The following is a 24,759-nucleotide window of genomic DNA, read 5'->3' as shown; positions in this document are numbered from 1 at the left end:
AGCTGTATGCCCTTGCATCGGCCCTGATTATGGTCATTTTTGCAGTGAAAAAAGGGTACTATCTTTCCCACTGACCGTGACACAAGATCGAACAACAGTACTAATAAACAGCACCTTAACGTTAGAGCAGGAGTGAAAAAACTGGATAAGCTAATTATAAAGACCTTTCTGGGCCCCTTCGTGGCTACCTTCTTTGTCACCTTGTTCGTATTGGTCATGCAGTTCCTCTGGAAGTACATTGATGACCTCGTCGGCAAGGGGCTGGATACTCCCGTGATCATCGAACTGATCACTTATACCAGCGCTAACCTGGTATCGCTGGCCCTCCCGCTGGCTGTACTCCTGTCTTCAATCATGACGTTCGGGAACCTGGGTGAAAGCTTCGAGCTCGTTGCCATCAAATCGTCAGGCATCTCCCTCCTCCGCTTTATGCGCCCCGTGCTATACTGCTGTGTTACAATCGCCGTGCTGGCTTTCCTCTTCAATAACTACGTGATGCCCGTAGCCAACCTGCGCGCCAAATCACTCCTCTACGATATTACGAACTCCAAACCAGCCTTCAATATCAAGGCCGGTGTGTTCTATACCGATATTCCTGACTATACCATCAAAGTTGCCAGCAAGGAAAAGGATAACAAAACCATTCACCAGGTAATGATCATCGATCATGGCCCGGGCGGCGGCGACAAGTTAATCCTCGCTAAAAAGGGCGAAATGGTATTGTCAAACGACAAACGCTTCCTATACTTTATCCTGGAAGATGGCTGGCGCTACGAAGAACGGGGTAACCGTAACTTTAACGAACCCGGCGATCTGATCAGGCTGGGTTTCAACCAGTACAAAAAAGCATTTGACCTGAGCTCTTTTGCCTTCAGCCGCCTGGATATGGGCCTTTTTGCTTCTAACCAGCAGATGCTGAATGTAAGGCAACTGGATAAAGCCATCGATTCTCTGAGGGACCAGGAAAAGCTCTTTACCCGCACTGTGAACGTGTATATCACCAGCCGCTATCCTTTCGGACAATGGAAAGATACCGGATGGCTGGCCACCGCCCCTCCTCCTCCCGGCAATCCGGCGCACTTCAGGGACATCATTCCTGAAGATGCCAGACGCTATGTAATGGAGAGGACCGAACAAAGCATCCGTGATGGACAGAGTAACCTGGAAGGCCCTTCCAAGGAGTTCGAAGACAAACACAATACACTGATCCTGCATAAGGTGGAATGGCAGCGTAAATTTACCCTTGCTGCCTCCTGTATCGTCATGTTCCTGATCGGTGCTCCGCTGGGTTCTATCATCCGTAAGGGTGGTCTGGGTACCCCGCTCATCTTTGCCGTGGCATTCTTTGTGATCTTCAATATATTCTTTATGACGGGCGAGAAAATGGCTCGTAAAGACGTAATGGCTACCTGGAGTGGCATGTGGTTGTCCAACATCGTGTTGATGCCCATTGCCATCTTCCTGATTGTAAAAGCCATGAACGATTCCAACCTGTTCAATAAAGAGTTCTATGTGAGGATTTTCAACAGTATTAAAAAGTTCTTTAAGAGATATTCATTCAAACCTACAACCTGAGTAGTTTCACTATTCAAAACTGCGAACTATAGGTATCCAATGCCAGCTGACAAGTTGAGCGTATGAACAACATATGCACTGCCTGCCTGGGGGGGATACCATGTCATGGTCACTCGCAGGACTATAATATTGGAACTGCAAAGTATACCTGCAACGTTAAAATTCAAATAAATTGAAAACGCTTGTTACACTGTTCGGCAAGAACGCATGGTTCTTTACTCCTTTCCTGTTATGGGTAATAACAGGAGCAGTTCTACAACTCTTCTTCTTCACGCATGAAGAGCTATTTCTGGCTATCAACAGCTTTCACGCGCCCTGGGCAGACGTAGTCATGTCCGGTCTCACCTATGTCGGCGATGGCATCACCTTTGCCATTATGCTCGTAGTGATCCTGGCGCTGCGCAAGTACCGCCTGTTCTTCAATGCGGGCTGCATCCTGCTATTGGTGACGATCCTGGTACAAACTGCCAAACATTACTTCAACGCTCCCAGACCTATTAGATACTTCGAAAATCCAGCCATCATCCATACCGTAAAATGGGTCACCGTTCACGGCGGATGCAGCTTCCCTTCCGGTCATACGACCACTGCCTTTGCCATGTTCTGCTTCCTCTCCCTGATCACCCGCAATAAGATGATGGGACTGGTGTTCGTCATGCTGGCATTTGCAGCTGCCTGGTCCAGGATTTACCTGGCGCAGCACTTCTTTGTTGATGTGTATGTAGGTAGTATTATCGGTACATGCAGCAGCGTATTGCTTTACATCGTATTCGATAAAACAAAGAGAAATAGACCTGCCGAAATTATTCCCGAAGCGGCTATTGGTCTTAGTTGATTTGTTATTTTTGTTGATTTGTTAACCAGGAAGAGTACAGGAGTCTTAACAGATCAATCTAAATTAACGGAATGAAATACCTGCTTATCGCCATCGCGGCTGCTATCCTATTCGTCCCTTTTCTGGGGCATGTGCACTTGTTTGACTGGGACGAGATCAACTTTGCGGAAGCAGCAAGGGAGATGCTGGTAACACACAATTACTCTCAGGTACAGATCGACTTTGCTCCTTTCTGGGAGAAGCCGCCATTGTTTATATGGATGCAAGCCTTTAGTATGGCCATTTTTGGCGTCAATGAGTTTGCCGCACGTTTTCCGAATGCCGTTGTTGGTATTGCTACGCTCGTGACGCTTTTCAGCATCGGGAAAAAACTGGTTGATGAAAAAATGGGATTATGGTGGGCACTGGCTTATGCCGGTTCCTGGTTACCTCATTTCTATTTCAAGTCAGGGATTATTGATCCTACTTTCAACTACTTTATTTTCTTAGCTATTTACTGTGTATTCCGGGTGCCCTATGCGGCCAGGCCGAACCGGGTCGCCATATTAGGTGGTATATGCCTGGGATTGGCGGTGCTTACAAAAGGACCTGTAGCGATATTGGTGAGCCTGCTGTCGTTTATCGTATACTGGATTGCAAAGAAAGGGAAAACAGGCATTAAACTGCCGCAACTGGGCCTGATCACGCTGTCTGCCTTTATCACAACAGCATTGTGGTTTGGGTACGAACTGATCGTCCATGGCTGGTGGTTTATGAATGAATTTGTGACGTATCAGATCCGTTTGCTTACGACCCCCGATGCAGGGCATGGAGGTAATTTCTTCTATCACTGGTTTGTATTGCTGGTGGGATGTTTTCCTGCAAGTATTTTCCTGTTCAGTTATCTCAGGGGAAGGAAGAACCGGTCGATATATAATGGCGCACAAGGCGCTGAGGTGAGGGATTTCAAAACATGGATGTGGGTATTGTTCTGGGTAGTGCTCATCCTGTTCTCTATCGTAGAAACGAAGATTGTGCATTACTCTTCATTGTGCTATTTCCCATTGAGCTTCCTGGCAGCCTGGCAGATTTATAGAATTGCAGAAGGCAAGGTGATACTGAGAGCCTGGAACATTGTGCTGATGTTGCTGATTGGGATGCTGATCGCTACGGCCATTACGCTATTGCCGGTAGTAGGTGTCTATAAGCAACAGTTGATATCAGCGATTGGAGATAAGCTTGCCAAAGCGAATCTGCAGGCAGATATACCTTTCTCTTTGTGGGAAAGTGCATATGGTGCCGTGTATCTGTTGCTTGTAATAGTGAGTGCAATTTTGTTGTTCAATAAGAAAGTGAAGGCCGGAATGGTGATGTTGTTTGTAAGTACAATCTGTGCAATACAGATTACGGTTGTGCATTTTACGCCGAAGATTGAAGGATTCTCACAGCGGGCTGCGATAGAGTTCTTCGAGTCATTTCAGGGGAAGGATGATTATGTGCAGGTGTTGAGTTACCATAGTTATGCCCATTTGTTTTACACGAAAAAATTGCCGGCAACTAATAAGAATTATTATAACCAGGAGTGGTTGGTGAACGGGCCGGTGGATAAGCCAACGTATTTTGTCTGCCGGGTTACGGACAGTGAAAAGTGGAGAGCGAATCCAAACCTGGAGGTGATCGGGGAGAAAAATGGGTTTGTCTTCTTCAAACGAAAATAAATAAGCAATAAAAAAGGGTCTGCCTGGGGCAGACCCTTTTTTATTGCTGTGAAAAATGAAAGCCGGCTTTCATTTTTCATTTGCTTGCTATTACAACTATTTTACTGCCGCAGCATACAATTTATCTACTTCATTCCAATTGATCACGTTCCAGAATGCACTGATGTAATCAGGACGCACATTATGATACTTCAGGTAATATGCATGCTCCCATACATCCAATGCAAGGATAGGTGTACCTGTCTCTTTCACGATCCCTTTCATTAACGGGTTATCCTGATTCGGCGTCGATATCACCTGCAGCTTTTTACCAGGTGTAACAATGAGCCATGCCCAGCCAGAACCGAATACTGTTTTTGCAGCCGTATTAAACGCATCCTGGAATTTTTCCCATGACCCGAAAGACGCTGTTACAGCCGCTTTCAGTTTGTCAGACGGAGTTGTTTTGGTAGGTGAAAGCAATGTCCAGAACAGTGAGTGGTTATAGTGTCCGCCACCATTGTTACGAACTGCTTTATCATCTGCTTTTACAGTCGCCAGTATTTCATCCAGCGTCAGGCTTTCATACTTCGTACCTTTTACAGCATCGTTCAGATTTTTCACATAGGCGCCATGATGTTTATCATGGTGAATTTCCATTGTTGTCTTGTCAATGTTTGGTTCAAGCGCATCAAAAGCATAAGGCAACGCAGGCACAGTAAAAGGAGCTTTTGGACTATTTCCGTTCGAATTGTTCTTTCCTTTCAATGAAGCAGCACTCACCATACCGGCAGGATTGCCCACAGCAGCGACAACGCTGGCAAGGCCGGCTAACTTAATAAATTCTCTTTTATTCATATACCAGGTATTAAAAATTATGATGAAGAATGTAGTTCAATTTACGACGACATTAGTGATGCCACAAATACTACACCAATTATTAAAAAAATTTAATTAATGACTACTCACAGGCACTTCGTATTTCACGGTTTATTCCTAAAATAACGCCTATAAATCACATTGTTTTGAAATTAATTGTTATTTTACCATAGCTTTCATGTGAAACTTTAGCAAATTTTTTTATTTGATCATTAAAACTATTTGTCCCGAAACTACATGATGACGAACTAATATATGTAGTACGCTAACTAACTAAGCCTTAAAAGGCTGCAACCTTATGCCGATACATATCTCTACACTTAGGGCGGGTGCTGATGCAATATTATTTTTTTTAACTATACAATTCATATTCCAATTTATACCGTTCATTGTTCATACATTTTTTTATGCCAGGCAAAATGAGAGAATTAGAAGAACATATTAAACAACAACGACAAGAAACAGATAATTATACACCGGTCTTTTACAGATTGGGAAAAGCCGAAGAATATAAAGCCCTTACCAGCTTATTAAGCAGCAACCCCCACATCCGCGTTTATGATCACATCGTATCACAGTTAAAAGAACTCATTAAGATCAGCCACCCAACGAAGCGTTTAACACCTGAAGAATATGACCAACATTTAGCCGCGTACGTTGGAGAAAAGGTACTTGAAGAAATTGGCGTATGGGTATATTATCCATGGGCAGACAGGGTCGTGCATATAGTAGATGAGGAAGATTTTATTGCATTGCGCACAAGCCGTAATCAACATAAGATCATGGCAGATGAAATTGCAAAACTGCGTACAAAAAAGATCGGCGTTATTGGCCTTTCGGTAGGTAGTAGTATCGCACTGACCCTTGCAATGGAACGTGTGTGTGGAGAACTGAGACTAGCTGATTTTGACAAAATAGAACTAACCAATATGAACCGTATTCGTACGGGAATACATAATATACAGGTATCTAAGGCTGTGGTGGCAGCCAGGGAAATAGCAGAACTGGATCCTTTTATCAAAGTAAAATGTTATCTGGATGGTGCTACTGAGCAGAACCTGGACGACTTTTTTACTGCTGAAGGGAACCTGGATGTGCTGGTAGAAGAATGTGATGGCATAGATATTAAGATATTGAGCCGGGTAAAGGCCAAAGCCTTGCAAATACCGGTAGTAATGGACACCAATGACAGAGGAATGGTGGATGTAGAACGTTTTGACCTTGAACCTGACAGGCCTCTGCTGCATGGTTTTATCCCTGCCGATCTGGACCTGGAACGCTTAAAGGGTTTAACTGACGCTGAGAAATTACCCATCTTCCGCCCGATGGTTGCCCTGGATGACATGTCTGCCAGGATGAAATATTCCCTAGGCGAAATTGGTAAAACGATTACCACCTGGCCCCAGCTGGCTTCCTCCGTTGTACTGGGAGGCGCAGCGGTGACAGACACCTGCAGGCGTATACTGCTGGATCAATACAAAAGTTCCGGCAGGTATTATGTAGACTTCGAGCAAATATTTGTTTAAATCAAGCTGGTTAGAACATGCTGCCATTACATTCTATGCAACCGAATGCAATGAGGGCATGTTTTCACTATGTTCCTATTACCGATGCTATTATTAAAGAGTACCCACATGCAAAATCATGATTACAGTAAGGGCATTTAGAGCACCAGACGATCCTGAAGCCTGCCTGAGGTTTTACAACGGCCATCTCCGGCTGTTGGAGATCTACTTTGGAATCGCCAAGATCACTTCCGGCAATGCGGACTGGATGCAACATGAAAATAGTATTGTAATTATTGTGGAAGATGAATCACGTACCAAAACGTATGGTGGTGCCAGAGTTCAGCTGGCAGACGGTGTCATTCCCCTTCCTATCGAAACAGCGATCGGTAAGTACGACAGCAAGATCTACGACATGGTCAGACCCGGCAGTGCTGAGATCTGTGCCATGTGGAATTCCAAAGAAGTAGCAGGTATGGGCATCGGTAGCCAGGTACTGGCCAGGGCAGGTGTTGTACTTGCCTCGCAGCTACCGATCGACAATTTCCACGTATTATGCGCTCCCATCACCACCCGTATCGGGAAAAGAGTAGGATTTATGATTGACGAATCCCTCGGCGATAAAGGCACCTTTTTCTATCCCAAAGACGACTTCGTGGCCACTGCCATGGTGATTAACGACGTCAACTCCCTGGAACATGCAGATCCCAAAGAACGTGAGCTCATCTATGATCTGAGGGAAACACTCATTCAAACCAAAACGGAAGTGGGGCCTAAAGGCTCATACGAGGTCAGCTATCATCTGGAAATACCCGATTATCAATATACCAAAGTGCAGAGTGAAAGGTGAATTTTCTATAAATTTATCGCATGTTCCGGATTATTACCTTATGGTTACTCGCCCTATTATGCTATGTGCATACACAGGCTGCCAGTCCCTTCGTATACGAAGATGGCATGCCCCTGACGCGCATAGGCAAGTACCTTGAATTATACACTGACAAATCTAACAAGCTTGGAATAGGGGAAATTCAACAGGTTTCCTTTACTTCACCGGGAGAAAATGTGCCTAACCTGCAGATCACTCCCTATACCCACTGGGCAAGATTCCGCATTGAAAATCCGGGAGCTGCCCGCAAGCTGCTCCTGGAAGTAGAATATCCCACTATCGACGATATTACCCTCTTTGAACTAATGCCCGACGGTAAATTCAAGGCCACCAGGCTGGGGGAATTCACCGAGTTTCACAACAGGATATTCGATCACCAGAACTATATATTCCCACTGGTATTCCAGGCACACAGTACGCATCTTTACTACCTGCGTATCAAAGCAGGAGAGCAACTACAGCTGCCTATCTATATTGGTACCAAGGAACAGATTACGACAAAAAACAGCTCCCGGGGCCTCATCTTCGGGTTGTATGTCGGGGTCATTCTCGCCATGTCGTTCTATAACCTCTTTATCTTCCTGTCTACCAAGGATAACAGTTACCTGACCTATGTAGCGTACAACATTTTTGTGGGGCTTACACAGGCAACCCTGCAGGGCTTTGCCTTCCGTTTTCTCTGGCCTTCATGGCCCTGGCTGGAAATGCATGCCTCTGTACTGGTTCCCATCTTCAACGGACTCACTGCGTTGCTGTTCGTACAGCAGTTCCTGCAAACGAAACAAAATTACAAGCGGGGCCACAATCTCATTAACTACCTCATCTATGCATACATGGTCACCTTTATTCCGGCATTGCTGGACTGGTATACCATTGCACAGATCTGGGTACAGCTGGTGGTATCAGTCGCTGCCGTGATCGTATTTATCGTACCGCTCAAAATGAGCCGGATGGGGTATAGCTCTGCCCGTTTCTTCCTGCTGGCCTGGTCAGTGTTCCTGCTTAGTGTGATCGTTTTCGTATTGCGCAACATGAATGTGCTGCCATATAACGACTTTACCTATTACGCCCTGCAGATAGGTTCAGGTATGGAAGCCCTGCTCCTTTCCTTCGCACTGGCACATAAGATCAATGTATTCAGGGCCGAAGCCCTGCAGGCATCCCAGGAAAATGAACGCCTGGTAAGAGAACAGAATATTATCCTGGAAGATAAAGTACATAAACGTACGGAAGAGTTGCAAACCACCAACGAAGAACTGAATGTAGCCATGAAAAACCTGAAGGACGCCCAGACACAACTGGTAGAAAGAGAGAAAATGGCGTCGCTGGGTCAGCTTACGGCAGGTATCGCCCATGAGATCAACAACCCGATCAACTTCGTTACCTCGAACATCAAGCCGCTAAAACTGGATATCGCAGATATCAGGACACTCCTTGACAAGTACGACGGACTGGCTACTGCAACCGATGTAAAAGCAGAACTACAGGACATTGCAACATTCAAACAGGAAATAGATATCGACTATATACACGAAGAAATAGCCTCCCTGATCAAAGGCATTGAAGATGGTGCTTCCCGTACGGCTGAGATTGTCAAAGGATTGCGTACCTTCAGCCGCCTGGACGAAAGTGACGTGAAGTCAGTAGACCTCCATGAAGGGCTGGATAGCACGCTGGTACTGCTTAAGAACAACATTCCACCGAATGTAAGGGTGGTGAAACACTATGGTACCCTACCCAAGATTGAATGCTATGCGGGCAAAATGAACCAGGTGTTCATGAACATTCTGACCAATGCCTTGAATGCGATTAAAACCCACTCAGATGGCAGGGAAGAAAGTGTAATCATCACCACCTGGCAGGAAGACGAAATGGCCGTGATCAGTATCAAAGATACCGGTCCGGGCATGACCGAAAAGGTAAAGGAAAAGATCTTCGACCCGTTCTTTACCACCAAAGATGTTGGGGAGGGTACAGGCCTGGGGCTTTCTATCGTATTTAGTATCATCGAAAAACATCAGGGACGGATATTGGTAAATACTGCTCCGGGGGAAGGTGCGGAATTTATTATATATTTACCAATGAAGATAGCCGTTATGGCCTAGTGCCATATTCCAATGGAGCCCCAGACAGGAATAGCCCTACAATCGAAACCTTATCGTTTTTTTATAAAACATTAGTGGATGAAAGAAAACCGTATTAGGATTCTCTACATTGACGACGAAGTACACAACCTAAATGCTTTTAAAGCCAGCTTCCGCCGCAGCTATGAAATCTATACTGCAAATTCCGCCCAGGAGGGTAAGCAGTTACTGAAAGGCATCGATGTTCACATTATCATCGCTGACCAGAAGATGCCCGTATCTACCGGTGTTGAATTCTTTAATGAAATCAAAGATACCCTGCCCGACCCCATGCGTATCCTGCTCACCGGCTATACCGATGTAGAAGACATTATCGATGCGATCAACAAAGGGCATATCTTCTCTTATATCAAGAAACCCTGGGATGAGCATGAACTGCACAAGACCATTCAGAATGCATACGAAATATATGCCACCCGCAAACAGCTGAAAGAAAAGATCATCGAACTGGAAAAAATTAATGATGAGCTCAATCGTTTTATATATTCCACTTCTCATGACCTTCGCTCTCCGCTCATGTCTGTATTGGGTATCATCAATCTGAGCAGGCTGGATAACTCTGTTACTGACCCCAATGGCTATCTGAATATGATCGAAGTCTGTATTCAGAAACTGGATGGTTTTATTCAAAAGATTATTGAATATTATCGCAACTCAAGGTTGGATGTGGAGTATGAGAAGATTAATTTTGATCATCTGCTACATGAATGTATCTCACAGTTCAAACATCAGAATACAGCAATAGAGTTCCAGGTAGCAGTAGACCAGCCGGTGGATTTCAAGGGTGATACTTTCCGTATCAGTGTGATCTTAAATAACCTTATTTCGAACGCTGTTAAATATCAGAAGCCGGATGAGGTGCACCCTAAAGTGAACCTGGCCGTAAAAGTAGAGCCACACAAAGCAACACTGGTGATATCAGATAATGGAATTGGTATATTGAGTGAACACCTGAACAACATCTTCAAGATGTTCTTCAGATCTAAAAATAACAACAAGCCGGGTAGCGGCATTGGCCTTTATATAGTGAAAGAAGCGCTGAATAAGATAGGCGGTACAATCAATGTAGAATCCAAGTATGGAGAAGGTACACAATTTGAAATAAGCATTCCGAACAGAAATGATTTCGATTCCTGATTTACGTGTGATTTTGATAGATGACAATGAAGTGGACCTTCTATTGCATGAAAAGCTGATTGCTATCCAGCAAATCAGCCGGACAGTGCTTGCTTTTAATAATGCCAATAAAGCGCTTGAGTTTCTGTCGTCGAATATAACTTTACCTCGTATCCCTCCTACTATCATATTGTTGGATATACAAATGCCGGAAATGGATGGGTTTGATTTTCTGGAGGCTTTTGATAGCTATCCCGCCAAGATCAAATCGCAGTGCCATGTGATCATGGTATCCTCTTCGCTTGATTATAGTGACATCAGCCGTACCTATGCGAACCCGATGGTGGTGAAACTACTGAAGAAACCTTTGCTGGCTAAAGAGTTGACCAGTGCAGTGGCAGAGATATTCAGGGACTTTTCGTAAGCCTACTTATCCATTATCAGTTTTCTATGTGCACGCCCCCAGTTGCCCAGTTCAGAGATCACGGCGAACAGTGATTCTCCATGGGGTGTGATCTTATATTCTACTACAGGCGGAAAGGCATCATATTCCGTTCGTGAAATCACTCTGTTGGCTTCGAGGCTTTTCAGCTCTTTAGAGAGGGTTCTGTCTGTAATGGGGCTCAGCTCTTTGGCAAGCTGACTGAAACGACGGGGACCAAAGGACAAATGAATGAGGAGCTGGAGTTTCCACCGGCCGCTGAGTACCTCAAGAGCATCTTTTACAGGGATGATGTGTTTATTGCATGTTTCTTTGGTTCGTACGCTCATGATACAAAAATACAACATATTACTATCCTGAAGGAAAGCGCTATCCGGGAATATAGTATCGCCAGCCGCACAGGTATTCTGGATAATTTCGGGTTAAAATTAAATGAAAGCATCATGAGAATATTACATTTGATCACCAGCCCGAGAAGGACCGAGTCGTATAGTGTACAATTAGGAAATGCCATTGTTGATAAACTGACAGCCGCACACCCCGGTAGTACTGTAGTGGTTCGTGACCTGGCAGCAGCACCTTTTCCTCACCTGGAAGAAGCGCATATTCAGTCTTTCTTTACCCCCGATGAAAACAGATCTGCTGAACAGGTACGTGCAATTGCACATTCTGACGAAGCGATTGCAGAACTGCAGGCCGCTGACGTTATTGTCATTGGCGCACCGATGTACAACTTCGGCATCACTTCTAACCTGAAATCATGGTTGGATCACATTGCAAGAAAAGGCAAGACTTTTAATTATGGAGCCAATGGTCCTGAAGGACTGATAAAAGGAAAGAAGGTATACCTGGCTATTTCTACAGGAGGAATTTACTCGGAAGGCGCCATGAAGATCTATGACTATACTGAAAATTACATGAGAGCTGTATTAGGCTTTATGGGCATGACAGATGTGACTGTCGTAAGAGCCGAAGGGCTGTCTGTACCCGGAGTACAGGATACGGCGATGGAAAAAGCATACGAAGCGATCACTGTATAAGACATTCTCCCATATATTCAGAAACGGCATCCGTTACCGGGTGCCGTTTTTATTTTTCAATCAAAATACGAAATACAGTAAATAATCACCCCACCCACATTTCCATAATCCACTATATTTCAACACATTAACTCCCGGCATACAGATTGGCTTCCCAGCGCAAAACATTCACAACATGAAACCATCTTCTAATCTACTTGCCCCGGAAAACCACGCACTTGTACTTATTGACTTTGAAGGGCAAATGGGCTTCGCCACCAAAAGCATCGCGCTGAGCGAACTGAGAACCAACGCCGCCATCGTAGCCGGCGCATCCAGGATTTTCAACGTTCCCACGATCGTTACCACGGTTGCAGAAAACTCCTTCTCCGGCCCTGTATTCCCTGAAATAGAACAATTCTATCCACAGGCTACCAGCGGCTACATTGACCGTACCAGTATGAATACCTGGGAAGATGCTGCCGCCTACAAAGCAATCAAAGCTACTAACCAGCAAAAGATCGTACTTGCCGGCCTCTGGACCAGCGTATGTATCGTAGGCCCGGCCCTTTCTGCGCTGGATGAGGGACATATTGTATACGTGATCACTGATGCCTGTGGCGATGTAAGCACCGAAGCACATGAACGCGCTGTGCAGCGAATGGTACATGCCGGTGTGAAACCTATCACTTCTATCCAATACCTGCTTGAACTGCAGCGCGACTGGGCAAGACAGGAAACTTACGGCCCGGTTACTGACCTCATGAAAAAATACGGTGGTGCATATGGCATCGGTATTCACTATGCCCACAACATGCTCCAACATCACTAAGATGCTACAGTTCCTGAAAGTTTGTATCACCGCTACCATTGCAGCCATCCTGCTGTTGCTTTCTACCCTTGCCTACGGGCAGGGGTTTAAGCTCATGCGCTTTGACGAAAAATACGATTCGTCCAGCAAGGGAATCAAGTATATCCCTCTTGGCCATGGTAACAGCTATCTTTCTTTCGGTGGCGAGGCCCGGGTTGAATACGTGGACTTTCACAACGAAGACTGGGGCCAGCAAAGCATTGGTCACAATTCGTTCTGGCTCCAGCGCTATGATGTACATGCAGACCTGCATCTTACTTCCTACCTCAGGTTATTCACACAGCTTCGCAGCGGCTGGGAAAACGGCCGTAAGAATGGTCCCCGTCCCATTGATGAGGATAAACTGAATGTGCAGAATCTTTTTGTCGATGTCATGCCGTTGAAAAATTTCACTATCCGCATTGGCCGGCAGGAGCTGGACTACGGTAGTGGCAGACTGATCTCTGTACGCGAAGGCCCTAACCTGCGGCAGTACTTTACAGGTGGAAAGATCATGTATGCAACTTCCCGGTTATCAGTAGATGCCTTCGTAATGGCTACAGATGTAGTGAATACAGGTGTGTTTGACAATACACTCAGCAAGCAGGTGAGCTTCTGGGGCGTATATGGTAAATACATTATTCCCCGTATGGGAAATGTAGATGCTTATTACCTGGGCATCCGCCGGGATTCTGCCCGGTTTGAAGAAGGCATTGGCAAAGAGATCAGGCATACGGTCGGTGGCCGTTTCTGGAAATATGGCGGTGGATTCATTTATAACCTGGAAGCAGCTTACCAGTTTGGCACATTTGGAACAGGTGACATCCGTGCATGGACTGCATCTGCAGACCTGGGGTATATGTTTGAATCAGTAAAGGGCCATCCAACGATCAACCTCCGCCACGATTACATATCGGGTGATCGCCGGCAGGGAGACGGGCAATTGCAAACCTTTAATCCACTCTTTCCCAAAGGCGGCTATTTTGGATTTAGTCCGCAGATAGGTCCTGTCAACCTGATTGATCTGCATCCTTACAGTAACATGTCTTTAGGCGAGCATTTCACTGTACAGGCAGATGCTGTATTTAACTGGCGCTACTCCTTACAGGATGGTATTTATCGCCCCAGTGGCAGTTATAAGATGGCAGGACTGCCAAGTAACAAAAGGTATATTGGTACTGCATGGCTGGCCAGCGTAGTGTACACACTCAATAAAAATTTCTCCATCAATACAGGGATTCAATATTTCAAAACCGGTGCGCTGGTGGAAGACCTCATTCCAGATCACAAGGATGGGATCTTTATCAATACACGTGTCGCATTCAAATTTTAATCAACATGAAACGCACAATAGTTGTAACCGCATTATTACTCGCACACATTTTTGTTCATGCACAGCAAACGACTGCTGTCGGCACTTCCAAAGTATGGGGCAAAGTAGATGGTGTAACCATCGAAGGATTGGTACAAGGCCCGTCTGCAGCTGTGGCTGACTTACAGATCGCCTGCGTATTTGAATATACAGAAGGCGATATTTTCAACGCGCCCCCTGCCCTGCCAGCAGCGCTCAATGGCATGGTACACCTGGATGAAGCTACCAATGGGCTTATTACCGAAATTCGTAAGTCCGGCCAGTTTGCAGGCCATGCCCTGGAAACAATTCTTATTACGCCACCAGCAGGCAAGATCAAAGCTAAAAAACTCCTGTTGATTGGTCTGGGCGATCGCAATCAGTTTTCTCCCGAACTGATGACGAAAGTGGGTAGTGTTGCTATGCGTGAAGCGCTGTCACTGAATGTAGCTTCGCTCTCTTTTGCAAGTGACCTGAAAGATGCAGGCATAGACTCTCCAACTGCCCTGGTAGCAGAAAATGTAACCAAGGGAATGCTCCAGGCCTACAAGGTAGCGGAATACCTGAAAGGCAAGCATTATGCAACTTTTAAACCACTGGGCAAAGTGATACTGCTGGCAGGGCCGGCATTTTTTACGGTAGCAGGACAAGGTATCCAGGATGCGATTCAATCATTCCAGTAATATGAAAGCAGACCTCATTTTATACAACGGGAAAATATATCCCGGCGACCATACCGCTGTCGCCATCCTGGATGGAAAGTTCGTAGCTGTAGGTAAGGATGCCGACATCCTGAATACTTATAGCGGCACTGCCATCAACCTGAAACAGAAGCGTGTAATTCCGGGCCTGATTGACTCTCACATTCACCTGATCAGAGGAGGGTTAAATTATAACCTTGAACTGAGATGGGATGGCGTTCCTTCACTTGCGGATGCGCTTCGCATGTTGAAACAACAGGTAGCGGTCACGCCAACCCCTCAATGGGTAAGAGTGGTAGGAGGATGGACCGAGCAACAGTTTGCAGAAAAAAGAATGCCTACACTGGCGGAGATCAATGCCATTGCGCCTGATACACCGGTTTTCATACTCCATTTATATGACCGTGCATTGCTGAATGCTGCGGCATTAAGAGCTGTGGGATTTACCAAAGACACCCAGGCTCCTCCCGGAGGCCAGATTGAAAAAGACAGCAACGGGAATCCTACAGGTATGATCCTCGCCACACCGAATGCGCTCATTCTTTATGCAACACTGGGCAAGGGGCCTAAGTTGTCATACGAGTACCAGGTGAACTCTACCCGTCACTTTATGACAGAGTTAAACCGTTTTGGCGTAACGAGTGTAATTGATGCAGGAGGTGGATCGCAGAACTATCCGGAGGACTACCAGGTGATAGAAGAACTACACCAGAAGGATCAGCTGACGGTACGCATTGCCTACAACCTGTTCACACAGCGGCCGGGCAGGGAGTACGAAGATTTTGAGCACTGGTCTGCATTGGTACAGCCACATCAGGGCGATAACATGTATCGTCATAATGGTGCCGGAGAAATGCTGGTATTCTCTGCTGCCGACTTTGAAAATTTCCTGGAGCCCAGGCCAACATTGCATGAGAACATGGAGGCGGAGCTGGAAAAGGTAGTACGGCTGCTGGTAGAAAAACGCTGGCCTTTCCGGATTCATGCTACATACAATGAGAGCATCACACGATTCCTGGATGTATTTGAGAAAGTAAACAGGGACATACCTTTTGACGGGTTGCCGTGGATATTTGACCATGCAGAGACCATTGATGTGAAAAACATCGCGCGGGTAAAAGCGCTGGGCGGTGGTATTGCCATTCAAAGCCGCATGGCATTCCAGGGGGAATATTTTGTAGATCGCTATGGTAAGGAAGCGGGTGCCCATACACCGCCTATCCGCAGGATGCTCGAAATGGAGGTACCTGTAGGTGCGGGTACAGATGCCACAAGAGTGAGCAGTTACAATCCATGGATAGCGCTGTATTGGTTAGTAACAGGAAATACAGTCGGTGGCTTACAGTTAAACGAAGGCCTGCCACGCGCTACTGCTATGGAGTTGTACACACGTGGTAGTGCATGGTTCAGCAGTGAGCAACAGATCAAAGGCAGTATACAGGCAGGCATGCTGGCAGATATAGCGGTGCTGGACCAGGACTTCTTCACCATTCCCGAAGCAGCTATCCGGCATATAGAGTCAGTGCTCACGATTGTAGGTGGCAGGATTGTGTATGCAAAGGATGATTTTGGCAGCCTGGCGCCGCCCCGGATTCCTGTATTGCCTGACTGGTCGCCGGTAAACACGTTTGGAGGATATGTAAAAAGCGATCTGCATGTCTGTGCAGGTAGCTGTAATGTACATGGTCATGACCACGACGTAGCCCGCCAGAGCCATGTACCTGTTGATAACTACACAGCATTCTGGGGAGTGCTGGGATGTTCCTGTTTTGCATTTTAAATCATTTATATGCTTCGCTATATATTATACTCAGATCTGGGCAGTACGCTCAATAATGCAGCTATGCTGGGTTTCCGGGTATTGCTTGCCCTGGAGCTGTTCAGGGTGCATGGCATGAAAAAGTTCAGGGTGGAAAACGGGCAGCGTGAGCATGTACCTAATCCGCTTGGACTGCCTGACAAATTAAACGGGTTGGTAGCCACTTTTGCAGATACAGTGGTTCCATTCTTACTGATGCTGGGTGTAGGTACCCGGTTGGTGATACTCCCTACGATCGGGGTGACTGCCATCGGTTATTTCGTTGTGCACAGAAAGGATAGCCTGGAGGTAAGAGATGTACCCTATGTATATACACTGTGCCTGTTATTCATCCTGCTGATAGGTGCCGGCCGTTTCTCCATTGACTATTTATTACTCTCAAAATTATAATTACATGAAAGCATCCATCGGGATCAAAGAAAATTATCTGGGTGAGGTAGCCCATTCATTAGGGAAGATCTTAGCTGATGAATTTGTACTGTATACAAAGACCCGCAAAGCACACTGGTGTGTAACCGGCGCTGATTTCCATAGCAAGCACCTCTTCTTCGAAGCGCAATACGGACAGCTGGAAGAGATCGTAGATGCAGTAGCAGAAAGGATCAGGAGTCTTGGTCATTTTCCACCTGCAACATTGAAAGAGTACCTGGCACTGACACACCTCACAGAGCAAAGCAGGGAGAAAAATGATAGTACTGGTTTTATCAAAGAACTGCTGGCAGATCATGAGAGCATTCTCATTCACCTGAGAGAAAACATCAATGGTTATGCACAGGCATTTCACGATGCCGGCACCAGTGATTATATCACAGGACTGATGGAAACACATGAGAAAATGGCCTGGATGCTGAGAGCACACCTAGAACAATAGTTGACTATGGAAGAACCAAAACATAATATCCACTGGGTTACATTTTTGCTGGCATGGGTAGCTGGTTTCTGTGACACGGTCACTTTCATATCAGGAGGATCGATCTTCTCGGCGCACGTGACCGGCAACTTTATCACGTTTGCTGCACAGATGGTGTCAACCGCCAGTAAGAGCAGTGACTGGCTGAAGCTCATTACCTTCCCTACATTTGTGGCAGCGGTGATGGCTGGTGGCTGGCTGGCCAGGGTACTGGACAGAAAGTACAGGATACTGCTGGTGGAAAGCCTGGTGCTGATAACAACAGGGGTAGCGGCCATGTTCCTGCCACTGATGGGTTCCTTTATGCTATATTTGCTGGTATTCATGGTAGTGCTGGCAATGGGCCTGCAGAATGCCTTTGGAAAACTCTTTGCCAAAGAAACGCATGGTCCGACCACGATGATGACAGGCAATGTGACACAGGCAGCCCTTGACCTGGGCAATCTGCTGCGCACGGGCTTTAACGAGCCTGCCGCCCTGCAAAGTCTGCGAAATGTCTCTATCTTAATAGGAGGCTTTTTGCTGGGTTGCCTGATGGGTGGCATTATGGCCAGGTACCTGGGCTTAACATCGATTATAGCGCCGGGAGTGGCCATTTGTATCTGTTATCTGATGAGGGAAGCCCTACCACGCAAACAGCTGGTATAATATGAGGCATGATCTTTACATAAAGGGAGTGGCCACTTTGGTGGCCCTCCTGTTTTTTATTACTTCCTTTGGACAGGACACCGCGAGAGTAGGTCAACTGTACCGGGAGGGGCAGCGCCTGCTGCTGAAAACGGGATATGAAAAAGAAGATATGGATTCTGCCTGGGTCATTGCCAGACAGATAGATGCCTATAGCCGTAGTACACACTACCAGATGGGGATAGGGATCGCGAAACTCCTGACCGCCAAGATACTCAACGAATCCCACAGAGATGACGGCCGTCGGGAAGTGAGCCAGGAGGCATTGGCTATCCTGAACCAATATGGCACCCCCACCTTACAGGCAGAAGCGCTGATTGAAGTGGGCGGTACTTACCACAATAAGCCTGCTGACATGGAGAAGAAGATATTTTACTACAAAGCAGGCGCACAACGGTACCTTGACATAAAAAATTATTTTTCAGCAGGGAGTATGCTGGAATACACGGGTGAGCTGTATACCATCAGCGGTGAATACAAACAGGCATTGAAGACGATGGATTCTGCACTGATATTGTATAAATTAACAGGGTATAAACGGCTGCATTATATATATAGCCTGATGGGCTCCGCGTATATGTTCATGAATGATTTCCCGAATGCACTCCGGTATAATATCATGGCAATAGAAACGGGAGAGAAACTCCACGAAACAAGCATCATCATGAGCCCTATTTACAACCGACTGGGCATGATTTATTTTTCCATTGACGATTATCCACCGGCAATGGACTACTTTAACCGCGGGCTCAAAATTGCGTATCTGAATCGTGATACACCAAGCATTCAGACGATACAAATGAACCTGGCCTATATTTACCGCAAGACGGGCAAGTATGATATAGCACTGGATACTATCCGTGCGGCGGAAAAGTTTTATACACATGCGGACAGCGATGACTCTTCGGAAGTTGCAACAAGATACCTGTATATCTACCTCGACAAACAAGATTATGAAGGTGCTGCCCCTTACTTTAAAAGATTGCTGTCGTTATACAACCGTCACCCCAACTCCCCTTCAGCCGCACAGTTCTCCCGGCTGGCCCTTGCTTCGTACCTGCAGCGTACAGGCCATGTGAAGGAAAGCATTCCTTATTTAGTGGCAGCCGAGGAAGAGACAAAGAAGCGGGAAGAGCAAATTACCAGAAAGGTAATGTTGTACCATTTATTCTATCGTGCAGACTCCGCCATGGGCAATGTACAGTCAGCACTGTTACATTTCAGGCAATATAAAGTATTCTCGGATTCGCTGACAAATATCCAGAAATCCAGGCAGCTGGCTAGTTTACAGCTGCAGTTTGAAGGTGCTAAAAAGGACCAGGACATCCAGTTGCTCAAGCAGAAAAGCGCCTTGCAGGAAGCATCGCTACAGAAGGAAAGGATCTTCAGGAATGTCATCTTTGCCGGAGTATGTACATTGTTGTTCATACTGGCACTGACTTATAACCGTAGCCGCCTGAAGCAACGCAGTAACCTGCAACTGCAACAAAAACAGGAGGAGATCAATCACCAGAACGAGTTGCTGAAAAAGCTGCTGGTAGAAAAGGAATGGCTGCTGAAAGAGATCCATCACCGGGTGAAGAATAACCTGCAGATAGTGATCAGTCTACTGAACTCGCAATCTATCTATCTCGATAACCAGGATGCCATAGATGCGATCAGGAACAGTCAGCACCGCATGCATGCCATGTCGCTGATTCACCAGAAGCTGTACCAGACGGATAACTTAGCGACGATTGATATGAGCTGGTATATCCGTGAACTGGTCGCATATATGAGGGAAAGTTTCCCGACAGAGACCGCCATTACCTTCAAGCTGCAAATAGCGCCATTAGAGCTGGATGTAGCCCAGGCTGTACCATTGGGACTCATATTGAACGAAGCGGTCAGCAATGCGATTAAATACGCCTTTAAAGGCCGGCAAGAGGGTATCATCAGTATTACCCTGATCACGATCGACGATCTACGCAGGGAACTGTGTATTTTTGATAATGGGAACGGATTACCCCCACAGTGGAATACAGAAGAAAACAGTACCCTGGGTATGAGCCTGATGCGGGGGCTGAGTGAGCAACTGGACGGTACTTTTGAAGTAAAGAGCCGGCAGGGGACCATCATCAGGGTAATTTTCCCTGCTGCGCAAAAAGAAATGATATGAAGATACTGATCGTAGAGGATGAGTTTATAGTGGCCAATGACCTGCGCCTGATGCTGCAGAAAGCGGGATATACGGTGGTGGGCATTGCCAGCAGCGTCGTACAGGCACGCAAGCTGATAGAGAGCAAACAACCTGACTGGATACTGATCGATATTATACTCAAAGGAGATCTGACAGGCATTGACCTGGCCAGGGAGCTGATGACACAACGCACACCTTTCCTGTTTATTTCGGCCAATACGAACCAGGAGATCCTGGAGGCTGCAAAGACTACCAATCCTTATGGGTTCCTGGTTAAGCCGTTCAGGGAAAAGGATCTGCTGGTGATGCTGGATATTGCTTTTTTCCGGCATGAAATGGAGGCAAAGCAGCAACAGCCGGCGATGTTACCGGATACCGGTATGGTAGGACGGAGTACGGCATTTGCGAATGTACTGGATCATATCAGCAAGGTAGCACCCGGCAATACTTCTGTGCTCATTACGGGTGAGAGTGGAACAGGGAAAGAGCGGGTGGCAGCCGCTATACACCGGGCATCTTCGCGGAGTCAACAGCCTATGGTGACAGTGAATTGTGCCGCATTGCCACTTTCGCTGGTAGAATCGGAGCTGTTTGGCTACGAGAGGGGCGCCTTTACAGGTGCCAATCAACAGCGGATCGGGAAGTTTGAACAGGCAAACGGAGGGACGGTCTTTCTCGATGAGATAGGCGAACTACCACTGGAAGCACAGGTAAAACTATTGCGGGTATTGCAACAACGGGAAGTGGAGCGGTTGGGTGGACAGGCCATCATTCCGATCGATGTACGGATCATTACAGCTACCAACAGGAATTTAGAGAAAGAAGTGGCGGAGGGCAGGTTCAGGCTGGACCTGTATTACAGGCTAAATGTATTCCCGATAGAAGTTCCCCCGCTGCGGGACAGGAAAGATGATATAGAACCGCTGGCTTATCACTTTTTAGAAAAGTTTGGAAAAACGGTGACTAAGATCAGCCCATCGGTAATGCGGCAGATGAAGGAGTATGCGTGGCCGGGGAATATCAGGGAACTGGAGCACCTGATAGAAAGACAGGTATTGCTGGCAGAGGGGCCGGAAATTACATCTATCGATCTGCGATCGCAGCCCGATATTACGCCGGTGGCTTCTTCGGAGACAATCAAGACGATGGAGGAAATGGAAAAGGAACATATCATCAGGGCGCTGAAGGCCAGCCAGGGAAAGGTAAGCGGTGCAGGAGGGGCGGCAGCAGCGTTGGGAATAGCTGCGCAGACCCTGTTTGCAAAAATGAAGAAATTTGGTATTAAGCAAACTTACCAATGATGATTATTCTACACCAGGGATGTATACTTTGCCGGTAGATAAATTCATGAATCCCTTTTTGCCATCAGGCATTACTACCTGTGCCATTTCCAAAGAGAGCATATGGCTGTTATAAATATTCACCTTATCTCCATTCGGCAATCCCATACCAATATTCTCCCTGACCACTTTTATATCAGCGAACATGGGTTTCTTAATTTCCTTCAGGCTATACCTGCTTATAAGCCCGGATAACTGTTTTTGTACGGTCTGGTAATACAGGGTACTCATCGCGCCAGGATCGTTCGTTGATGCAAAATTGATCTGATCGTAGGTGACCGGTACAAGTACTTTTCCGTCATAATTGATGATGCCACATCTATCCCCGTTCTTTGCCATCAGGTAATAGTCGCTGTACATGCTGCATAAATCTGAGTAGCCGGTGACAGCCACTTTCTTGTTATTCATTCCTTCGGGCCACACATTCCAGCACTGTTCTCCTGTTTTTTCAAATTTCAGCAGCCTGGCTTTTGTTTGTATTATACCCGCATCGATATCGGTTATTACACCCGGTACAGCTGCCAGCTGGTCAGGATGTTTCACCGCCATTGTATTTCCTTTGGTATCATAGCATTCATCTTTTCTATCCTTTGTGATCACTTTGATCACCGGTGTATTATAATCCCAGCACAGGTCCAGTTTAGTAAAACGGGCGGGGAGGATGAGCTTACCTGTCAGGCCGTTTACAAGTCCATACCCGGCATCTTCTGTATAAATTTTCAGTAGTGGCTGGGTGGTATCTTTCAGGAATTCGGCATCATCGTATTTGTAACCGAGCAGCATTTTACCATCCCGAACATGATATACGCCCGCTTTTTGCTGCGCATTCCTGACCACGATGAGCGGTTCCTTGCAGTAGCTGGCACCGTTTATCTGGCTGAAAGCAGGACTGGCTTTCCCGGAGCGCAGGCAGATAGCCTGGTCGTTCGTGACAGCAATATCGGGGTGAATAACGGTAAGGGAGTTGTATTTACAGGGGAGTACCTGCTTTCCTTTTGTGTTGGTGAGTCCCCATTTATCGCCTTTAGCCAGCGCGATATAAGGGTATAGGTTCAATTTGACGGAATCGTATTCGGGAGCGACCACGATTTCCTTTTTTTCATTGGTGACACCCCAGTGTTTATTGTAATAGCGAACCAGTGTTTGCTGTGCACTTGCACATGAACAGACGAGTAGGCACAGGAATAGCGTGAAAAATTGCATAGGGTGGTGGTATAGGATTATGCCGCGAAATTAGTGGTTTCCCGCTTTCATCTCATTATTTTATTTTATAATTCGTTCCTGGTTTTCATTTATCTTGTTTCGACTGATAATAAATGGTTTACAGCAGATGCCCCGCGTTATTTTTGTGTTAGTATGTGGCAGTGGACTTGTAAAAGCCCCTTTGAATCACTATATTTGTAACAGTAGAAATTGTGAATAATTTGAAAAGCAAATCGATAAAGGGGATAATAGGGTTACTGCTGATAACAGTGTTTACTGTTGGCGCAGGTGATTTCATTTTTAATTTGTACAAATATTACAAGTCCTATAATATCGAGAATGCCAGTGAAAACGCACCTTTCGGGGACTTTGGGGATACCTGTGTCAAAAAAGGCAGCAAAAAGCTTTTCTCTTATTATGAGGACGGACTGAGCTTTTATATTGTAACAAGAGCACTCCCCCTATCTGTACATTGGGGTACCTATAGCTTTAGTATTTTTAAAGAACCGCTGAGGGATGTGCTTACCCCTCCTCCTCTCCTGTTTTCCTGATAGAATCTGATCCAGCTTCGTTATCGTCATAACACACCAGTGTATATAGTAATACTACATCAACATCAATTCATTACTAGAATAAACTGTGTTTATGAAGAAGAAGAAGCATGCGGATGCTCCGTCGCCCTGGCAAAGGTTGGTGAGGTTACTATATCATGAAAGGACCTCCATTAATTACATTTTTGTCTATGCCATATTAATAGGCATTATTGGTCTCACGCTGCCGTTGGGGACTACAGCGGTCTATAACCTGTTGTCAAACGGGTCTATGTATAGTTCTACCTATATTTTGATAGGGGTAGTACTGACAGGTATTGTCATTGGTGGGGCTTTACTGATCGGGCAACTCACACTGGTTGAATTCCTGGAGCAGAAGATCTTCGCCAAAGCGGCTATGGAATTTGCATATCGCCTGCCGCGCATTAAACAAGAAGAATTAACAGGTGAACATCCACCGGAACTGGTGAATCGCTTTTTTGATATCCTGACTATTCAGAAAGGCCTGACCAAACTGCTGGTGGATATCGTAGCGGCGTCTGTCCAGATATTTTTCAGTGCGATTCTCCTATCCTTTTACCATCCCGTATTTATGGCGGTAGGGCTCTTTGCCATCTTCGCGATTGCGTTGGTGTTGGTACTTTATTTCAGGCATGGTGTGAATACCAGTATTGACGAATCGGGTTATAAATATGAGCTGGTGGCGCACCTGGAAGACGTTTCTGCTGATCTTGAGAAATACCGTGGCAAGCCGGAGATGATGGATAAGGTGTGTAAAACTACCGATGAGATCACCGCTAAATATCTCATGGCACGTAACGATCACTTTAGTGTACTGAAAAAATTCTTTATCAGTTCTGTCGCCCTGCGTACCATCCTGATGGGTGGCCTGCTGCTGATGGGTTCATTCTTCGTGGTGGAAAGACAAATGACCTTCGGCCAGTTTGTGGCTGCAGAAGTGATCGTAGTACAGATCAGTTATGCAATTGAAAAACTCATGACGAGTCTGAACACAGTATTTGATATGGTGACCGGCGCTGAAAAGCTGGCGGTAGTTACTGATCTTGAAATAGAGGAGGGCAAATAAA

Annotated in this window: 22 protein-coding genes; 19 read left to right on the top strand and 3 right to left on the bottom strand. The window is 46.1% G+C overall.

All coding sequences use genetic code 11. The features are described from left to right. Positions 1–132 precede the first annotated feature (132 nt). From ABDW33_RS04545 to ABDW33_RS04535, 3 genes are all read left to right on the top strand, one after another. A complete protein-coding gene (locus ABDW33_RS04545) occupies positions 133–1,575 on the top strand; it encodes an LptF/LptG family permease (protein WP_343688877.1) in 1,443 nt (480 codons plus the stop codon). A gap of 172 nt (positions 1,576–1,747) precedes the next feature. After that, on the top strand, positions 1,748–2,410 hold the full coding sequence (locus tag ABDW33_RS04540; RefSeq protein WP_343688876.1) for a phosphatase PAP2 family protein: 663 nt from the start codon (positions 1,748–1,750) through the stop codon (positions 2,408–2,410). Between the two features lie 71 nt (positions 2,411–2,481). Further along, complete coding sequence (locus ABDW33_RS04535; protein WP_343688875.1) at positions 2,482–4,107, top strand: glycosyltransferase family 39 protein; 1,626 nt, start codon at positions 2,482–2,484, stop codon at positions 4,105–4,107. A 96-nt stretch (positions 4,108–4,203) separates the two neighbouring features. Here the strand turns inward: ABDW33_RS04535 and ABDW33_RS04530 are convergent, their stop codons facing one another. Then, entirely contained in the window at positions 4,204–4,944 is a 741-nt protein-coding gene (locus ABDW33_RS04530; RefSeq protein WP_343688874.1) for a superoxide dismutase, read from the bottom strand. A 440-nt stretch (positions 4,945–5,384) separates the two neighbouring features. Here ABDW33_RS04530 and ABDW33_RS04525 point away from each other — a divergent pair, with 440 nt between their 5' ends. The 5 genes from ABDW33_RS04525 to ABDW33_RS04505 all read left to right on the top strand — a co-directional run bounded on the left by ABDW33_RS04525 (position 5,385) and on the right by ABDW33_RS04505 (position 11,043). Continuing rightward, positions 5,385–6,491, top strand: coding sequence for an Rv1355c family protein (locus ABDW33_RS04525; RefSeq protein WP_343688873.1), 1,107 nt, complete (start codon positions 5,385–5,387; stop codon positions 6,489–6,491). Between the two features lie 118 nt (positions 6,492–6,609). After that, a complete protein-coding gene (locus ABDW33_RS04520; protein ID WP_343688872.1) occupies positions 6,610–7,320 on the top strand; it encodes a hypothetical protein in 711 nt (236 codons plus the stop codon). Positions 7,321–7,340: 20 nt separating this feature from the next. Further along, positions 7,341–9,464, top strand: coding sequence for a 7TM diverse intracellular signaling domain-containing protein (locus tag ABDW33_RS04515; protein WP_343688871.1), 2,124 nt, complete (start codon positions 7,341–7,343; stop codon positions 9,462–9,464). Between the two features lie 78 nt (positions 9,465–9,542). Then, on the top strand, positions 9,543–10,640 hold the full coding sequence (locus ABDW33_RS04510) for a hybrid sensor histidine kinase/response regulator (protein WP_343688870.1): 1,098 nt from the start codon (positions 9,543–9,545) through the stop codon (positions 10,638–10,640). Beyond that, positions 10,624–11,043, top strand: coding sequence for a response regulator (locus ABDW33_RS04505; RefSeq protein ID WP_343688869.1), 420 nt, complete (start codon positions 10,624–10,626; stop codon positions 11,041–11,043). Before ABDW33_RS04510 ends, ABDW33_RS04505 begins: the two co-directional genes overlap by 17 nt. Positions 11,044–11,045: 2 nt before the next feature. On the opposite strand, the gene ABDW33_RS04500 is transcribed toward ABDW33_RS04505, so the two are convergent. Continuing rightward, entirely contained in the window at positions 11,046–11,390 is a 345-nt protein-coding gene (locus ABDW33_RS04500) for a helix-turn-helix domain-containing protein (RefSeq protein ID WP_343688868.1), read from the bottom strand. 114 nt (positions 11,391–11,504) lie between these two features. On the opposite strand from ABDW33_RS04500, the gene ABDW33_RS04495 reads away from it, so the two are divergent. The 10 genes from ABDW33_RS04495 to ABDW33_RS04450 all read left to right on the top strand — a co-directional run bounded on the left by ABDW33_RS04495 (position 11,505) and on the right by ABDW33_RS04450 (position 21,878). After that, a complete protein-coding gene (locus tag ABDW33_RS04495) occupies positions 11,505–12,101 on the top strand; it encodes an NAD(P)H-dependent oxidoreductase (protein WP_343688867.1) in 597 nt (198 codons plus the stop codon). Between the two features lie 175 nt (positions 12,102–12,276). Beyond that, positions 12,277–12,912, top strand: a complete 636-nt coding sequence (locus tag ABDW33_RS04490; protein WP_343688866.1) for a hydrolase — start codon at positions 12,277–12,279, stop codon at positions 12,910–12,912. A gap of 1 nt (position 12,913) precedes the next feature. Further along, positions 12,914–14,263, top strand: coding sequence for an alginate export family protein (locus ABDW33_RS04485; RefSeq protein ID WP_343688865.1), 1,350 nt, complete (start codon positions 12,914–12,916; stop codon positions 14,261–14,263). 5 nt (positions 14,264–14,268) lie between these two features. Further along, complete coding sequence (locus tag ABDW33_RS04480) at positions 14,269–14,964, top strand: M17 family peptidase N-terminal domain-containing protein (protein ID WP_343688864.1); 696 nt, start codon at positions 14,269–14,271, stop codon at positions 14,962–14,964. Between the two features lies 1 nt (position 14,965). After that, positions 14,966–16,762 carry an amidohydrolase gene (locus tag ABDW33_RS04475; protein WP_343688863.1) on the top strand — a complete coding sequence of 599 codons (1,797 nt, stop codon included), beginning with the start codon at positions 14,966–14,968 and terminating at the stop codon, positions 16,760–16,762. A gap of 9 nt (positions 16,763–16,771) precedes the next feature. Then, complete coding sequence (locus ABDW33_RS04470; protein ID WP_343688862.1) at positions 16,772–17,191, top strand: DoxX family protein; 420 nt, start codon at positions 16,772–16,774, stop codon at positions 17,189–17,191. 4 nt (positions 17,192–17,195) lie between these two features. Next, positions 17,196–17,672 carry a DNA starvation/stationary phase protection protein gene (locus ABDW33_RS04465; protein ID WP_343688861.1) on the top strand — a complete coding sequence of 159 codons (477 nt, stop codon included), beginning with the start codon at positions 17,196–17,198 and terminating at the stop codon, positions 17,670–17,672. Positions 17,673–17,678: 6 nt separating this feature from the next. Further along, positions 17,679–18,359 carry a YoaK family protein gene (locus tag ABDW33_RS04460; RefSeq protein ID WP_343688860.1) on the top strand — a complete coding sequence of 227 codons (681 nt, stop codon included), beginning with the start codon at positions 17,679–17,681 and terminating at the stop codon, positions 18,357–18,359. A 1-nt stretch (position 18,360) separates the two neighbouring features. Continuing rightward, positions 18,361–20,556, top strand: coding sequence for a histidine kinase dimerization/phosphoacceptor domain -containing protein (locus tag ABDW33_RS04455; RefSeq protein ID WP_343688859.1), 2,196 nt, complete (start codon positions 18,361–18,363; stop codon positions 20,554–20,556). Beyond that, on the top strand, positions 20,553–21,878 hold the full coding sequence (locus ABDW33_RS04450; protein WP_343688858.1) for a sigma-54 dependent transcriptional regulator: 1,326 nt from the start codon (positions 20,553–20,555) through the stop codon (positions 21,876–21,878). Before ABDW33_RS04455 ends, ABDW33_RS04450 begins: the two co-directional genes overlap by 4 nt. 3 nt (positions 21,879–21,881) lie before the next feature. Here the strand turns inward: ABDW33_RS04450 and ABDW33_RS04445 are convergent, their stop codons facing one another. Further along, a complete protein-coding gene (locus tag ABDW33_RS04445) occupies positions 21,882–23,120 on the bottom strand; it encodes a WG repeat-containing protein (protein ID WP_343688857.1) in 1,239 nt (412 codons plus the stop codon). A gap of 645 nt (positions 23,121–23,765) precedes the next feature. On the opposite strand from ABDW33_RS04445, the gene ABDW33_RS04440 reads away from it, so the two are divergent. Next, on the top strand, positions 23,766–24,758 hold the full coding sequence (locus tag ABDW33_RS04440; RefSeq protein ID WP_343688856.1) for an ABC transporter transmembrane domain-containing protein: 993 nt from the start codon (positions 23,766–23,768) through the stop codon (positions 24,756–24,758). The last annotated feature ends 1 nt before the right edge of the window (position 24,759 follow it).

Source organism: Chitinophaga sp., assembly GCF_039596155.1.
GTDB lineage: Bacteria > Bacteroidota > Bacteroidia > Chitinophagales > Chitinophagaceae > Chitinophaga.
This window is presented reverse-complemented; position numbering and strand designations above follow the sequence as displayed.

Bases quoted from the DNA above. Each gene is read 5' to 3' on its own strand.
- ABDW33_RS04495 (WP_343688867.1), top strand. From the start codon at position 11,505: ATGAGAATATTACATTTGATCACCAGCCCGAGAAGGACCGAGTCGTAT.
- ABDW33_RS04510 (WP_343688870.1), top strand. From the start codon at position 9,543: ATGAAAGAAAACCGTATTAGGATTCTCTACATTGACGACGAAGTACAC.
- ABDW33_RS04485 (WP_343688865.1), top strand. From the start codon at position 12,914: ATGCTACAGTTCCTGAAAGTTTGTATCACCGCTACCATTGCAGCCATC.
- ABDW33_RS04465 (WP_343688861.1), top strand. From the start codon at position 17,196: ATGAAAGCATCCATCGGGATCAAAGAAAATTATCTGGGTGAGGTAGCC.
- ABDW33_RS04475 (WP_343688863.1), top strand. From the start codon at position 14,966: ATGAAAGCAGACCTCATTTTATACAACGGGAAAATATATCCCGGCGAC.
- ABDW33_RS04450 (WP_343688858.1), top strand. From the start codon at position 20,553: ATGAAGATACTGATCGTAGAGGATGAGTTTATAGTGGCCAATGACCTG.
- ABDW33_RS04500 (WP_343688868.1), bottom strand. From the start codon at position 11,390: ATGAGCGTACGAACCAAAGAAACATGCAATAAACACATCATCCCTGTA.
- ABDW33_RS04530 (WP_343688874.1), bottom strand. From the start codon at position 4,944: ATGAATAAAAGAGAATTTATTAAGTTAGCCGGCCTTGCCAGCGTTGTC.
- ABDW33_RS04455 (WP_343688859.1), top strand. From the start codon at position 18,361: ATGAGGCATGATCTTTACATAAAGGGAGTGGCCACTTTGGTGGCCCTC.
- ABDW33_RS04505 (WP_343688869.1), top strand. From the start codon at position 10,624: ATGATTTCGATTCCTGATTTACGTGTGATTTTGATAGATGACAATGAA.
- ABDW33_RS04480 (WP_343688864.1), top strand. From the start codon at position 14,269: ATGAAACGCACAATAGTTGTAACCGCATTATTACTCGCACACATTTTT.
- ABDW33_RS04515 (WP_343688871.1), top strand. From the start codon at position 7,341: ATGTTCCGGATTATTACCTTATGGTTACTCGCCCTATTATGCTATGTG.
- ABDW33_RS04490 (WP_343688866.1), top strand. From the start codon at position 12,277: ATGAAACCATCTTCTAATCTACTTGCCCCGGAAAACCACGCACTTGTA.
- ABDW33_RS04535 (WP_343688875.1), top strand. From the start codon at position 2,482: ATGAAATACCTGCTTATCGCCATCGCGGCTGCTATCCTATTCGTCCCT.
- ABDW33_RS04470 (WP_343688862.1), top strand. From the start codon at position 16,772: ATGCTTCGCTATATATTATACTCAGATCTGGGCAGTACGCTCAATAAT.
- ABDW33_RS04440 (WP_343688856.1), top strand. From the start codon at position 23,766: ATGAAGAAGAAGAAGCATGCGGATGCTCCGTCGCCCTGGCAAAGGTTG.
- ABDW33_RS04460 (WP_343688860.1), top strand. From the start codon at position 17,679: ATGGAAGAACCAAAACATAATATCCACTGGGTTACATTTTTGCTGGCA.
- ABDW33_RS04445 (WP_343688857.1), bottom strand. From the start codon at position 23,120: ATGCAATTTTTCACGCTATTCCTGTGCCTACTCGTCTGTTCATGTGCA.
- ABDW33_RS04525 (WP_343688873.1), top strand. From the start codon at position 5,385: ATGAGAGAATTAGAAGAACATATTAAACAACAACGACAAGAAACAGAT.
- ABDW33_RS04520 (WP_343688872.1), top strand. From the start codon at position 6,610: ATGATTACAGTAAGGGCATTTAGAGCACCAGACGATCCTGAAGCCTGC.